This is a genomic window from Streptomyces sp. NPDC091682, assembly GCF_044756625.1.
Lineage (GTDB): Bacteria > Actinomycetota > Actinomycetes > Streptomycetales > Streptomycetaceae > Streptomyces.
On sequence record NZ_JBIVTH010000014.1, the window covers coordinates 156,178 to 169,088 of the forward strand.

Here is a 12,911-nt window from a genome sequence, read left to right on the forward strand (position 1 = left end):
CGAAGGCCAGACCGGATCAGCTCCGCTGATCATGCAGAAGAGGAGACCCCAGTCGGCTACGGCTGGATACAGATCCGCCAGGAACGCGGGCCGGACGGGTGCGCGCTCACACCGGCTGGAAGGTCCGGAAGTTCTGCCACGGGACCGTACGCGCGGTCAATGTGGGCGAGGCGTTCGGCCGTTGCCGTGATGGCGTCCAGGTAGATACCGGCGGGGTGCGGTTCTCCCGACCGGCCGCGCCCCGCTCCGCCCCGCTCCGTGAGCGGGATCATGTGGCGTTCGGTCGTGCTGCCCTCGACGGTCATGAGCCGCAGCGTGGCGCCCCCACCGGCGAGCGGATACGCCATCCGGATTTCCGCGACGGTCGGCAGGGCGGCGAGTTGACCCGCACGCATTCGCTCCGGCCGCTCGGTCATGGTGGCCGACACCTGGGAACACTCGCCGCCGACTTCGCGCACCATCCGAACCAACTCCGCGTTTCTGGTGTGGTACACCGCACAGGTGCATTGCGGAAACCGGCGGCCGTTGAGCGTCTCACCGGGAGGGACCGGCCAAAGGCCCCGGATCCGGAGGCGCCGTGGCGTTAGAACGGAACGCGGTAGAAGCGCGTGCCATCGGCGCACACGTGCACGGCGGTCTCGGCTCCCGCCACACACGGCGCGTTGTCGCACCGGCTGTGACCGGTGATCCCGTCCGTGGACCGGTCAAAGTGGGTGATCACGCCGCGCTCTTCGCCCGAGCCGCACAGCGGTTCCGGGGCGTGCAGAGTCTCGCCGGACACGCGGGACAACGGGGCCAGGGCGGTGGCGAGGTCGATCTTCCGGCCTCGGACGATCTCGGCGGTTGGGACATCGATGCGGAAGCCGCCGGCCGGGTGGTCCGGGTCGTCGGAGAACACCACGGCACACGTCCAAGCGCCGGAGTGGCGCTTGCGCGGCAGCGGCTCCTCCTCGGCACCCCCAGGCAGAGCCTCCTCCCGGAACTCGATCGGCACCACGACGACGCGGTATGCCTGGTGAGTGCGCGGCTGCTGCCGGGGCAGTTCGACGAGCAGGTCCTTGGGCCACTCTTCGATGGTCACGGGCAGAGTTGACAGGTAGTGGTTCAGCGAGCCTTCGTCGGCCTGGGCCAGCCGGGTCCGCTCCTGCTCTTCGGTCTCGATGCAGCCGATGCGGCTGAGGAAACTCATGATGGTCCGTGCTCCTTGGTCAGTGCTTGTGTGTGTGGGGGGGTGGGCCGCCCGCATGGGTTCGAAGAAGACGAGTTCGTCGAGTTCGCAGCGCCCGCCGTAGATATGTGCGGCCTCCAGGGCGGCGAGGTCCTGGTGAACGAGGTCGTCCGGCTTCGTCGGGAGAGAAGCAGCCGCTCAGCGTGTTTCGCTGTAACCGCACTCGGAGCACGTGTGCGTGGCCTTCTTGCTGGCGCGGATGCCGTAGGCGCTCGACTCCATGTCGCTGGCGCAGTTGGGGCAGTTCATGGCTCGACTCCTGGGCGGAACAAGGACGTTCTTCAACGTCAGATCCGGATCAGCTCTGCTGATCCCTCGTGCTCACTGCCTTCACGGGGCGAGTAGGGCGAGCCACGAAAAAACCCAGCACCCCGGCGCCGCACCTGCCCGAGGGCAGAGCGCGCACCGGGGTGCTGGGGTAGTTGGAGCTGCAGAGATCTCCAGGGACACGCCGCAGGGATCACCTGCGGCGTGCGGGAATCGAACCTCTTCCGTGGTTGGTCTGCACGGTGTGCCCACTGGCGTACGCCGAGGATCAGCCGGCGCACTGCGGATTTGAACCGCTCCGTGCAGAATTCTGTGGTGGGTTTGTCAGGCCAACCGCCCTACGGCTAGCCGAAATCCTTCGAAGGTGACGGGCCAGACGGTCTTCCTCCCTGTCGCGCGGCATTCGCGCCCAGGAGGCCGAACCTCCAGCACCGCTTCACGCCCATTCGGACATGACCTCCTGGATCAGGGGCAGCACCGATGGAGGCTGGAGGTTGAGGGTGGCCAGGGCCTGGGGGGTGGTAAGGGGGGTCTCGACGAGTTCGTAAGTGCCGCGATCGACACGCGTGAACTCGCTGCCGGTACGGTCGTCGAAGGCCCAGGTGCGGACCTCGGCGAGATAGATGTGCTGGATCTCTTCGCGTTCGGTGTCGGCGAGAGTGCCCAGCAGCCGGACGATGTGAGCCTTCCCGGCAATCTCCTCGTGGATCTCACGGTGGAGAGCCGCTTCCGGGGTGGGGTCGCCGTCCTCGATGCCGCCGCCGACGAGGACGTGGTAGACGTCGCGGCCGGGGACGGTGCGGCGGATGACGAGCATGGTGTGGGCCGGGGTGATCAGGACGGCCCGCACGCGTTCTTTCACTGTGTCTCCTCAAGCGTTGCTGTCGAGGAGATCAGTTCATCATCCAGCCGCCATCAACGTGGAGACGTTGGCCGGTGATGAACCCGGCCGGAGGAGATCAGTTCATCATCCAGCCGCCATCAACGTGGAGACTCTGACCGGTGATGAACCCGGCCGAAGGACTTGCCACGAAGGCGACAGCGGCGGCGACGTCCTCCGGCCGCCCGCGGCGGGGAACGCACTGGCGGGCGATCTGGTGCTCGGGGGACACCCGGGCGGAGGGCGGGAGGAGATCTTCAGCAGGAACCTGGATCGCTCCGGGCAGGACCGAGTTGACGGTGATCCCGCTCGCGCCGACATCGCGGGCCAGTGACCGGGTCAGTCCGATCATCGCGGCCTTGGCCGTGGCGTAGGGGGTGAGCTGGCGACGGCCCACGAGGGCATTGATCGAGCCGATGTTCACGATCCTGCCCCACTGACGTTCCGTCATGCTCGCGGTGACAGCGTGGCACAGACGGCGCGGAGCGTGGAGGTTGATGGCGAAGGACTGTTCCCAGTCGGCCTCGTCCAGGTCCTCCCAGGGGATACGGGGGTAGGCACCGGCGTTGTTGATCAGGATGTCGACGGGTGCGAGGGCGTCGGTGACGGTGGCGATCAGGGCGGTCGGGAACATCGGATCGGTGAGGTCACCGGAGACGGCGATGCCTCGGGTGGGCAGCTGGTCCAGGAGGTCGGCGGCGGCAGCGTCCTCGTTGAAATGGGCGACGGCAACGCGGGCGCCGGCGGTGGCGAGGGCGCGGCAGATCGCGGCGCCGATGCCACCGGTGGCTCCGGTGACCAGAGCGGTGCGGCCGAGCAGGGGTCGGCTGCGCAGCGACTGATCAGTGATGGGGAAGGTGGGGTTCACGGAAGCTCCGTTTCAGAGGTGTGCTGAGTGAAGAACTCGGTGGCGTTGCTGCTCGTCTGATGGAGTTCGGCAGCTTTGATCAGCGTCAGGAGGGTGTCGGTCGTCGTCATGGGCTGGGGACTGACGACGCCGAGGACGCGGAGGGTGAGGAAGGGGCGCAAGTCGTCCCAGGGGATGTCGGGCAGGGCTTGCAGGGCGGTGGTGAGGGCGGCTCGGCGGCCGGGGCCGGTGTTCCAGCGGTAGTGGACGTCGAGGTGTCGGCGTCCGGGGTGGTGGTGCAGCTGGGTGATCCGGGGGGTCGTGAGGGGCGGGAGAGTGAGGCGCATGGTGCGCTGGTAGGTGTCGGGTTGATAGGTGGGGACGAGCCAGCCGCCCAGGCCCATCAGGTACCAGAGGAGGTTGGCGGCCTCGCCCGGAAGGGTGTTGAGGCCGGCGAGCGTGAAGTCGAGCCAGCACAGGGGGGCCGCGATGTTGGGCTCGGTGGGGTCTCCCTGAGTGTGTCCGCTCACCCAACTGCTGTCCGGTGTCAGGATCTGGCGGGTGGTGTGGACGATGTCGGGGAGGTTGATGGTGAGCGGCCGGCCGTTGACGGTGATCGTGTGGTCGGCGAGGTCAGCCGCAGTGAGAGCGGGAACGTTTCCTCCGGCCGGAACGAGGGAGTGGCCGGGGTTCAGGTACCAGGCGTCCAGGCGTCCACCCGGTCGGATGCGGTCGGCGTAGAGGGTGGGAACGCAGCTACTCAGGGGGGATCGGCGTTCGGGCATGAAGGCGGTGGTCAGGTCGTGGCACACGGCTTCAACGAGCCCGACGACACGGGGTATGTGGCTCGGGTCGCGGTCGGCGAGGGCGATGAGGTCGCCGAGGAGGAGTTCGCACCGTCCCTGAGCGAACACGTCGTCGAAGACCACCTGGCTGCCGTCCGGCCCGTCGTGAAGACCATGGAGCCGGGGAACGGAGAGTCGGTCTTTGACCAGGTAGTGGCCATCAACTTCCGCAATCGCGGCCGTGCGATCGGGGAAGTCCTTGGCGAAGACTGCGTCGGTCACTGCGTCGGTCACTGCTTCAGTCCTTTCATGGTGTCGTCCCACAGGTCGAGGACGATCCGGGCTACCTCGAGGGCGGCGGCGCGGTCGGTACGGGCGGTGCGGGCCAGGGAGGTGTCGTGGCCGTGGGCGCCGAGGAGCCTGGTCAGGGCGTCCACGTCGGCGGAGACCGGTACGCCGCGGAACTCCAACTGCACCTTCGCGGACACCCCCGTCACCTTGTAGAGGGCGTGCAGATCGCCGGCGCCGGCGAGGATCTGACGGCGGATGTCGAAGGTTGCTTGGACCCCGTTGGCGACGGTTGCGGCCACGATGGCGGCCGGGTCCGGAGCGGGGAGCCGCAGGCCGTTTCGGACCCACAGCGGGGTGATGGCACCAGCACCGATCTGGGCCAGCACATGCTGGAGCCGAACGGACACGTTGCCGGTGCGGCATTCGGCGAGCGTGACGACGCTGATGCCGAGCTTGACGCCCTCCAGGTCGGCGCGGAGTTCGGCCAGCACGTCGGCGAGGGCACCCAAACGGGCGTTGTCGGAGACGACGAACACATCGAGGTCGCTCCACCCGCTCTGGAACTCGCCCCGGGCACCGGACCCGGTGACGGCCAGCAGGTCCACCACCGGGTCAGCGCCGCCGGTGGTGCGGTCCAGCAGCTTGTGCAGGTAGGACTCCGGGCCGATCGGGAGGCCCAGCATGTTCACGGGCAGCGTCTCCGGCTGCCGTGCGGGCCAGTGGCGATCGAGGACCATCTCGTCCAGGCAGCGCTCCAGGTGGAGCCGTGTACCGGAGTTGTCGATCACCCGGTCCGCGATGTCCACGATCCTGTCCGCGCCTCGACTCGCCTTGACGACGTCGCGCACGACCACGTCGTCGGCTCCGGTTTCGCTGCGTGCGCGGCGGTCCGCCATGGGCGTGTGGAGGTACGTGACGGTGATCTGCTCTCCGAGCATTCGTCGCAGTGCGTCGGTGGACTTCTTGGAGTGCAGCGACTCGATCGTCACGCCGGTCACGTAGTAGTGGGCCGTCAGATAGCGATCCAGGGCGTCGACGATCATCTCTGCCTGGTCGACCTCCGTGACCGCGTACGGGTCGGGTATGCCGGCGTGCGCGGCGGCGGTGTCGAGCAGCCACCCGAGCTTGAGGCGGGCGTGGCCGTGTCGCGTGCGCAGATACTCGCCGGCGGTGCTCTTGCCGCTCTCGGACAGCCCGGCGAGCGCGATGATCTGCACCCCGTCCAGGGCACGGGCCGGGACGGCCGGGTGCCGCGGGTGCAGCAGACGCCGGATCTCCCGCTGCACCTGGACGATGGAGCGGCCGCCGATCGGCACCACGTGCTCGAAGCGACCCTCTCCGACCATGCCCTTGAGTCGTTCGTTCAGGGCCCACTGGTAGCGGTCGTAGGGCGGGGTGACGCTCGCCTGGTGGGCGAGGCTGTGGGCCACGTTCTTGCCGATGTCCTCGGAGAACGCCAGGTAGAGGGAAAGCTCCTTGTTCTCGGCGACGCGAAGGTCCGTGGCCCAAGGTTCGAGCAGGGCACGCGCCCGGTCGGCCGCCGCCGGGGCGGCCAGGTTCTCGCGAACGGCAACGGTGGCGGCGATCGACGCCTCCAGCATGGGGATTCCCCGGTCCAACAGTCGCAGGCTCTCGACGCCGGGGGCGGCGGATCGCGCGAGGTAAGAAGTCGCGAGGACGTCCACGACCTCCTCGATGCGGCCCGTCTCGAACCACCACCCGGCCATGTCGTCCCGGATACCGGTCCATCGGGAGTCGTGGTCGTGCAGGGCGCCGGCGGACGCCGCAGCCGGACCGATCCGGCGGGCCAGCAGGCCGATCTGCGTGGTCTTACCCGTGTTGTCGGCCCCATTGAACGCGACCGACAACATCGTGGACTTGTGATCCATCAGGTTTCTCCTTCTACGGCGTGGGCAGCACAAAGCGCCGCCCACCACATGGGTGTTCAGGGAAAGGGGGTCAAGTGCGGGATCCGGCCTGGTCACGGCCAACCCCGATGGGTTCAACACAAAGCCAAACGGGCCGTTTTGCTACACGCTCGGCATGAGCTGTTCTCCTCGAATGCAGCACTGCGCCCGGATCGACGACGTCGTCCGCGCGCAGTTGAGTGATTCGGGCTGAGATGTTCAGTTGTCCGTCATGTCGCCATCCGGATCGGCTTCGCCGATCAGACGTTTTTCTCTTTCAAGGCTTCATCCGAATCAGCTGCGCTGATCGAATGCCTCGTCAATCCGAGTCCCGGATCGGCTTCGCCGATCAAACTCGCGTTCTTCGCTGACCTACCGGCCACTCCCGACCAGACCCCGTCGCAATGCCCCCAAGCTCGGCATTCACTCGGCCCGCTTCAGGACATGCCCCAAACGGTTCTGACGGGCAATCACGTCAACATGGTGCGTCGTCATGAGCCGACGGATGTGGCGCGGGAAGCGCCGGGTTCAACACAAAGCCAAACGGACCGTTTCGCTACACGCTCGGCATGAGCTGTTCTCCTCGAATGCAGCACTGCGCCCGGACCGATGACATCGTCCGCGCGCAGTTGAGTGATTCGGGCCGAGATGTTCAGTTGTCCGTCATGTCGCCATCCGGATCGGCTTCGCCGATCAGACGTTTTTCTCTTTCAAGGCTTCATCCGAATCAGCTGCGCTGATCGAATGCCTCGTCAATCCGAGTCCCGGATCGGCTTCGCCGATCAAACTCGCGTTCTTCGCTGACCTACCGGCCACTCCCGACCAGACCCCGTCGCAATGCCCCCAAGCTCGGCATTCACTCGGCCCGCTTCAGGACATGCCCCAAACGTTCCTGACGGGCAATCACGTCAACATGGTGCATCGTCATGAGCCGACGGATGTGAAGTGGGAAGCGCTGTCCGGGCTGTTGTCGCGGTCGTCCTCGGGACGGCCGCGATTGGACGACCGGCGGGTGCTGAACGGGATCGCGTGGAAGCTGCGGACGGGGTCGGCGTGGCGTGATGCGCCGGCACGGTACGGGCCCTGGAGGACCCTGCACACATGTCCTTGTTCCGAGCTGGCCGGGCTCGATGGGGACCGGGTGCTGCTCGCCTGTCGCCGGGTCGGTGACTGTGGCGATCACGGGCGCTGTGCCCTCCGGGTCGGTCGGGTATCCGTCGGCCCGCTCGACGAGCACCTGGGCGAAGTCGGCGGCGGCCGCGGTGGTCTCGGTGCTCAGGCGTCGGCTTTCGTTCGCCGGGCGATCTCTTCTTCGAGTGGGTACGCCTCGCCCCACGGGTTCTGCTCCTCGACGGGGCGGCCCTGCCTGATGTCGCGCAGCCGTTCGCGGCGGCGGTCTTGGACGTAGCCGCGGCAAAGCAGGGCGTCGTGCTGGGGGGTGGACCAGTTCGAGGCGGTCGCGCACCACCCTCAGTGCGGCGTGCGGGTCAGGCTGTTCCTTATGGCGAGGGCGAGCAGAGCTGCGGCGCAGCCGAGCAGCGCGCCGATCGCGAACATCATGTCGTGTCTCCGTCCGTCGTAATGGCATTGGCGGCGAGGAAGACGCCGGCGGCATCTTCGCTCGTGTCGTATGTGAGGTCCTCGGGTGCCTCCTCGACCTTGCGGTTCGCGGTGGTGGCATTCAGCGCCGGGATGGGTTCACAGGCTCGGTGCTGACCGGTTGGGGCCAGCGCTTGCTGCGCCCTGGCGGGTCGTACCCCAGGCAGCGCCAAGGTCTGGGTAGTTCGCGCCGCGCCCTCCGGCGTTGGCCGCAAGGTCGTCGGCGAGGCGCTCGGGCTCGACCATGACCTGCCGCAGGGCCCGCGAAGCAATCGCGCCCGTGCGCGAGGGGGGATGGCGATGCCTCTGCAGATCTACTTCCGGATCGACTTCGTCGATCTAGATCAGTCACCACCCAGCCCCCGCTCGCAATGGAACTCGCTGATTCGGGCCACGGCTCCAGTTGGACGTTCGCCTACCTGCGGCAGCTTGCTGATCGCGATGTCGAGGTCTCTGACATCCGGCAACAGCGCGGGCCGCGGCATCGCTTCTCCTTCGGCGGTGAATGTGTGCCGGAGCAGTCGTCGTACCCGTCTTTGGGCTACACGGGCACTGTTGTCGGGCCCAGGCCTGTTGTGGGGGTGGTGGTGCAGCAGCCCGAACCCTTGGGGTGGGTGCGCTGGGGTACCGGTCCCCCGCTGGAGGAAGGTGGAGGCGGCCCATCGGTCGGGGGCTCGATCGCACAGTGGAGGCGCCCCCGAAGGAGCAGACGGAAGCGAACCGGTCAGGCCACGCGGCATTCGGGGAGGAGGGTCCGGCGATCCTCGAAGGGAATCGGCGCGCAGGAGATTTCCACGTCTTTGATCCGGAAGACTAGGAGGTCGGGAGGTCGCCTTCGCGGTTCTTGACCGTGGCGCAGGTTGGGGCGATTTCGGTCAGTTCACCGTGGGGCCGCCTGGATCGGGGCCCGGCGACCAGAACGCGGCGCCCCAGCACGATCTGGAGCCGGGCGCAGGTGGGTTTGGGAATGAAACGCGGACGGTGTCGCCCACTTGGGCAATGGATGTCGTGCTCATGACATTCTCTTTCGTGGGATTGGGCTGCCGAACTCAAGGCTTCGCGGGCGGCCTGCTCCAATGCACTCCCGGGGCCCATCGGTCAGCTCCGCCTGGGCCGTCACAGAGGTGGTGGCCGGGTGGGTCAAGGAGGTGTGGCCCTGCGCGGAAGACTCGCGGCGGTGCGTGGAGCCTGGCTCGTCTTCGAGGATGAAGCTGGGTTCTCCATGACGCCGCCGCAGGCGAAGACCTGGTCACAGCGCGGCCGGACCCCGGTAGTGCGGGTGCGGGGCCGCTCCCGCAGACGGGTGTCCATCGCCGCGCTGACCTGCTATAAACCCGGCCACAGGTCGCGACTGATCTACCGGCCACGCCGGGACGACGGCCGACGCGACGGGCGCAAGAGCTTCTCCTGGCGCGACTACCGGGACCTGCTGACCGCAGCCCACCAGCAGCTCGGCGGCCCGATCGTGCTCGTCTGGGACAACCTCAACGTCCACAAGGCCGCCGGCCTGCGGGAGTTCGTCGAAACCCGGGACTGGCTGACCATCTACTACCTGCCGCCCTACGCACCTGACGTCAACCCCGTCGAGGGGATCTGGTCACTGCTGCGACGCGGCTGGCTCTCCAACGTCGCCTTCAGCACCCCCGAACACCTCGTTCAGCGCATCCGACGCGGCCTGCGACACATCCAGTACCGCAGCGACCTCATAGACGGCTGCCTCGCGGAGACGGGCCTGACCATCAGACCCACATGAGCAACGACACGACTGTCCTGTCTCACTGGAGGTTGACCACTCTCACCGAAGATTGGCCACTGCCCGCCCTTCCGATCAGCGCAGGCGCGAGAGTCGCAACATGGCCTCGTTGCGGATCTCTGGGTCTGTATCCGACGTCAGCGTTCGCAGTTGCGTGATCAGCTCGACATCGCCCTCTCCGGTCGCCCAGCGCGGGTCACAGTCAAGTTCCGCAGCGAGCTGATCAGCCGTCCCCTCGTCAGACGCCACTGCACGGGCCGCGAGCACGGCACGTAGGCCGGCCAGATCCCTCCGAGCCAACAGAGCCGCAGCAGTATCGGAGGTCACTCCAGTGTCCTGATCGTCCAGGAGGAGACGGTGCAGGACACCGGCGACACTCTCGATCCGAGGCGCCGCCGCCAGCCGCCGCCCTGCAACTGCCCTCACGCGCCAGGCCGGAGAGTCGGCTTCAGCGATCGAGTGGCGAAGTCCTTGCTCTATGAAGTCTTCCACGGCACCAGGCTCCCAGTGTCCCGTCTCATTAGATCTTGACGGGAGAAGGCCACTGACCTGGGGGGTGACAGATTGGCTTGCGACTCAGAGCGCGGAGGCCGTGGGCTTCGGGAGGGGCTGAGCACGGCGCCGAGTTCGCGTCTCATCGATCATGGTGAGACCGGTGGTTCCTGAGCTGGGCTTTGTCAGGAAGGTGAGACGCCCTGCTCCAGGATTCGCAGTGAAGGTGGCAGTTTCCGGACCAGGCCCGACGCTAGTGCTCTGACGGCATAGGTTCACCGGGTTGCGGGTCATGCCGCGTTGGCAAGGGGGTGTCCCGCCCCATCGGATGCCCCGGAACCTTCCCGTGCGAAGGACTACTTCTCGCGCAGGCTCGCAATTTCGGCGGCCAGCACAGCCATGTCGCGCACGTGCGTGTAGTACTCGGCCGCGTACTCGTCGTCGATCGCCGGGAGGACCTTCCCGAACACTGACGTCAGCCGCGTCAAGCCTGCCCGGTGCTGCTCGCTGAGCGGGCCTTCACGAACGACGGCTGCATAGCCATAGGAGTCCGCGTCGAGCAACACCATGTCCTGGCCCTCGACGTCCAGGCCGCGGCAGCCGGGCGGGAACGGCCTGGTCATGTGCTCAGCCATCACTTGGGCAAGCGCGTCGAGCTTTTCTTCGAGCATGCGGGAGATCCTGCCAGACACGGGCTCGCGGCTGTGGACCGGATGCCCCGGCACACCCCAAACACAGGCGAGCCCCAAACCGGCGAACCTGTGAGGTCAGAGCACTAGCTGGGTGTCTGCGATGCCAAATCGGCGTGCTGTCTCTGTGGGCAGTTGGGGATGGTCTCGCCAGTGCGGGGAGGCGAACAGGCCGGTGAGCACGATGACTTCGGGGTAGGTGGCCACTTCGATCCGGGGCTCGGTGGGGCGGTGGGGATCACCGAACGGGTCCTCGCCGAGCACTTCGAGCCGGCGGTTCCACCTCTGCCGAAGAGGCTCTCCGCTTCTCTCACCGGTGAACCACCTGGTCAGGCGGTCGCGGGCATCGACGAAGGCCAGCTCGGTGAAGGGATGGGTGCCCCGGCGGACGATCCGGTGATGCTGGAGGTTGGCCCGCAGAACCTCGGGCAGCAGCGTCAGATCGTGTTGCTCCTCTCCGAGGAGCCAGCGGCGGTGGCAGACACCTTCATGGTGCGGGGTGCTGCGGACGACAAGCCCGCGGACGTGTCGCCGGGCCATGCAGAGGCGGCAGGCCGGGCGGCGTCGCGGCTCGATGACCTCTTCAATTGCAGACCGATGGTGTCGAAGCGGGGCGCCTATCGAGCCGAGCGGTGGCATCGCGTGGACCAGGGATGCCGGGCTCCAGCCGGTCAAAGCGGAGAAGCTGCTGGTCGGTATAGACGACCAGACCTGGCTTCATGGGCGTGGGGACGTGCGCGGCACGCATGGTCATGTCCGGCGCTCTCCATCCGGAAGCGGGCGCGCGTCAGGGTGTGCCCCCTGCATGAGCTGCTGGTCGCGGGCGATGGACACGGGCACTGCGTTGAAGGTCCGAGGGAGCCGACCGCAGCAGGTCGAAGCCCACCACAGCCGCCCGACAGGGGGCCGCCCGCAGCCGACACGCGCACGGCGTCATCGCAGTGCCCCCCGGATCAACTCCGTTGATCCCCAAGCGCCAGACAGGACCGCAGGCACTCCGCGCGCCCGAGTCCCGCCCTGCACAGCCTCTGCATCCTCTATCTCGCGACATTCCGACTCATCGCAGACAACCATTCAATGACCACTCGAATAAGATACCCTCAGAGACCAGTGGATCCAATCAGACTGGTCGGCAACAGGGGATGCGAGGCGAGATGAGGACCTGGAAGACGAGGAAGGCTGGACTCTCCACTGCGGCGCTGGCTGCGGGCGTCGTGCTCGTCGGGTGCTCCAGCGGCAACGGCGGAACGGCCAAGGAGGCACAGCCATCGCCTACATCAACCCCGACCGCAAACACGACCAAGGTCACCAACGAGGCCCTCAGCAAAGCGCTGGACAAGCTCGCCTTCCACGGCGCCGGAAGCTCCAGAGAGGACGGCGGAGCGTGCCTGGCTAGCGCAGTGCGGAAGGCGGGAATGTCGGAGAAGGCGCTGGCCTACATCATCAAGGCCGACAGCGACGACATGGGCGCGGTCATCGGCGGACTGAACAAGGTGAGCGAGGACGACGCCGCACTCCTGGCCTCGCGGTCGCTGCGCGAGGACTTCGACGGATGCATCAGCAAGGCTGCACTTCCGGACAGCGGTAGCGCCGAGGCTCAGAACTACGCGCCGCCGGAGGCAGCCGCGAAGCCAGTAGCGGGCAAGCCGAACCTGCAGCCGGCTTACCCAGTCCGCGCGGATCAGCCGGTCAGCTCGTCCATCGAGCTCACCAAGGGCCTGGTCTCGATGTTCTCCTCCTACGCCCGTGACGAGAGCCAGAAGAAGACCTACGCGGCGGCCGGCCAGTGCCTGTCGACCTTGGTGTACAAGGCAGGCTTCAGCCAGGAGGCGCTGCACTTCTTCGCCGGCGGTGCGCCGCTCGGCACCGGGTCAATCGTCGAACACCTGCCGAACGACAAAGACAAGGCGATCTGGCAGGCCCCGAGGTTCACCCAGGAGCTCGTCGACTGCACGACGAACGCGACGTCGACTCCCCTGTCCGGCTCCTGAGCGGGCGCTGAAGGGAATCGAGCAGGACCACCTGCTGCGGCCATGCGTGGCACAGGGGGGCAGCGGGGCACGTCTTCGACTCTACCGATGCCCGATAGGAAACATAAAGAGTGGCAGCTGTCTTATCCACTAGCGTCGATAAGGCGACTTCACGGATTGGCAAGGCAAGGCATGGAGAAGCC

General features: G+C 67.1%; 12 protein-coding genes. 3 read left to right on the plus strand and 9 right to left on the minus strand.

Translation table 11 applies throughout. The features are described from left to right. Positions 1-56: 56 nt before the first annotated feature. The 6 genes from ACIQK6_RS29495 to ACIQK6_RS29520 form a co-directional block, all read right to left on the minus strand. Entirely contained in the window at positions 57-461 is a 405-nt protein-coding gene (locus ACIQK6_RS29495) for a hypothetical protein (RefSeq protein ID WP_329104381.1), read from the minus strand. A 122-nt stretch (positions 462-583) separates the two neighbouring features. After that, on the minus strand, positions 584-1,189 hold the full coding sequence (locus tag ACIQK6_RS29500; RefSeq protein ID WP_329104379.1) for a hypothetical protein: 606 nt from the start codon (positions 1,187-1,189) through the stop codon (positions 584-586). A gap of 742 nt (positions 1,190-1,931) precedes the next feature. Next, positions 1,932-2,357 (minus strand): NUDIX domain-containing protein, encoded by a 426-nt coding sequence (locus ACIQK6_RS29505; RefSeq protein WP_329104377.1) that lies wholly within the window; start codon positions 2,355-2,357, stop codon positions 1,932-1,934. Positions 2,358-2,454: 97 nt separating this feature from the next. Continuing rightward, the gene (locus tag ACIQK6_RS29510) at positions 2,455-3,243 is read right to left on the minus strand and encodes an SDR family oxidoreductase (protein ID WP_329104375.1); all 789 of its coding nucleotides are present in this window, start codon (positions 3,241-3,243) and stop codon (positions 2,455-2,457) included. Next, positions 3,240-4,301 (minus strand): hypothetical protein, encoded by a 1,062-nt coding sequence (locus ACIQK6_RS29515; protein WP_329104373.1) that lies wholly within the window; start codon positions 4,299-4,301, stop codon positions 3,240-3,242. The genes ACIQK6_RS29510 and ACIQK6_RS29515 overlap by 4 nt, the downstream gene beginning before the upstream one ends. After that, positions 4,298-6,187 (minus strand): nucleotidyltransferase domain-containing protein, encoded by a 1,890-nt coding sequence (locus ACIQK6_RS29520; protein ID WP_329104371.1) that lies wholly within the window; start codon positions 6,185-6,187, stop codon positions 4,298-4,300. The genes ACIQK6_RS29515 and ACIQK6_RS29520 overlap by 4 nt, the downstream gene beginning before the upstream one ends. 931 nt (positions 6,188-7,118) lie before the next feature. Here ACIQK6_RS29520 and ACIQK6_RS29525 point away from each other — a divergent pair. After that, positions 7,119-7,613 (plus strand): transposase, encoded by a 495-nt coding sequence (locus tag ACIQK6_RS29525; protein ID WP_402695784.1) that lies wholly within the window; start codon positions 7,119-7,121, stop codon positions 7,611-7,613. A gap of 1,413 nt (positions 7,614-9,026) precedes the next feature. Continuing rightward, positions 9,027-9,557 (plus strand): transposase, encoded by a 531-nt coding sequence (locus ACIQK6_RS29530; protein ID WP_402695786.1) that lies wholly within the window; start codon positions 9,027-9,029, stop codon positions 9,555-9,557. 75 nt (positions 9,558-9,632) lie between these two features. Here the strand turns inward: ACIQK6_RS29530 and ACIQK6_RS29535 are convergent, their stop codons facing one another. The 3 genes from ACIQK6_RS29535 to ACIQK6_RS29545 all read right to left on the minus strand — a co-directional run bounded on the left by ACIQK6_RS29535 (position 9,633) and on the right by ACIQK6_RS29545 (position 11,413). Continuing rightward, positions 9,633-10,049 carry a hypothetical protein gene (locus ACIQK6_RS29535; protein ID WP_329104367.1) on the minus strand — a complete coding sequence of 139 codons (417 nt, stop codon included), beginning with the start codon at positions 10,047-10,049 and terminating at the stop codon, positions 9,633-9,635. Between the two features lie 356 nt (positions 10,050-10,405). After that, complete coding sequence (locus ACIQK6_RS29540) at positions 10,406-10,720, minus strand: hypothetical protein (RefSeq protein ID WP_329104365.1); 315 nt, start codon at positions 10,718-10,720, stop codon at positions 10,406-10,408. A gap of 96 nt (positions 10,721-10,816) precedes the next feature. After that, entirely contained in the window at positions 10,817-11,413 is a 597-nt protein-coding gene (locus tag ACIQK6_RS29545) for a hypothetical protein (protein ID WP_329104364.1), read from the minus strand. 479 nt (positions 11,414-11,892) lie between these two features. Between ACIQK6_RS29545 and ACIQK6_RS29550 the strand changes: the two genes are divergently transcribed. Next, positions 11,893-12,729 carry a hypothetical protein gene (locus ACIQK6_RS29550; protein ID WP_329104362.1) on the plus strand — a complete coding sequence of 279 codons (837 nt, stop codon included), beginning with the start codon at positions 11,893-11,895 and terminating at the stop codon, positions 12,727-12,729. The last annotated feature ends 182 nt before the right edge of the window (positions 12,730-12,911 follow it).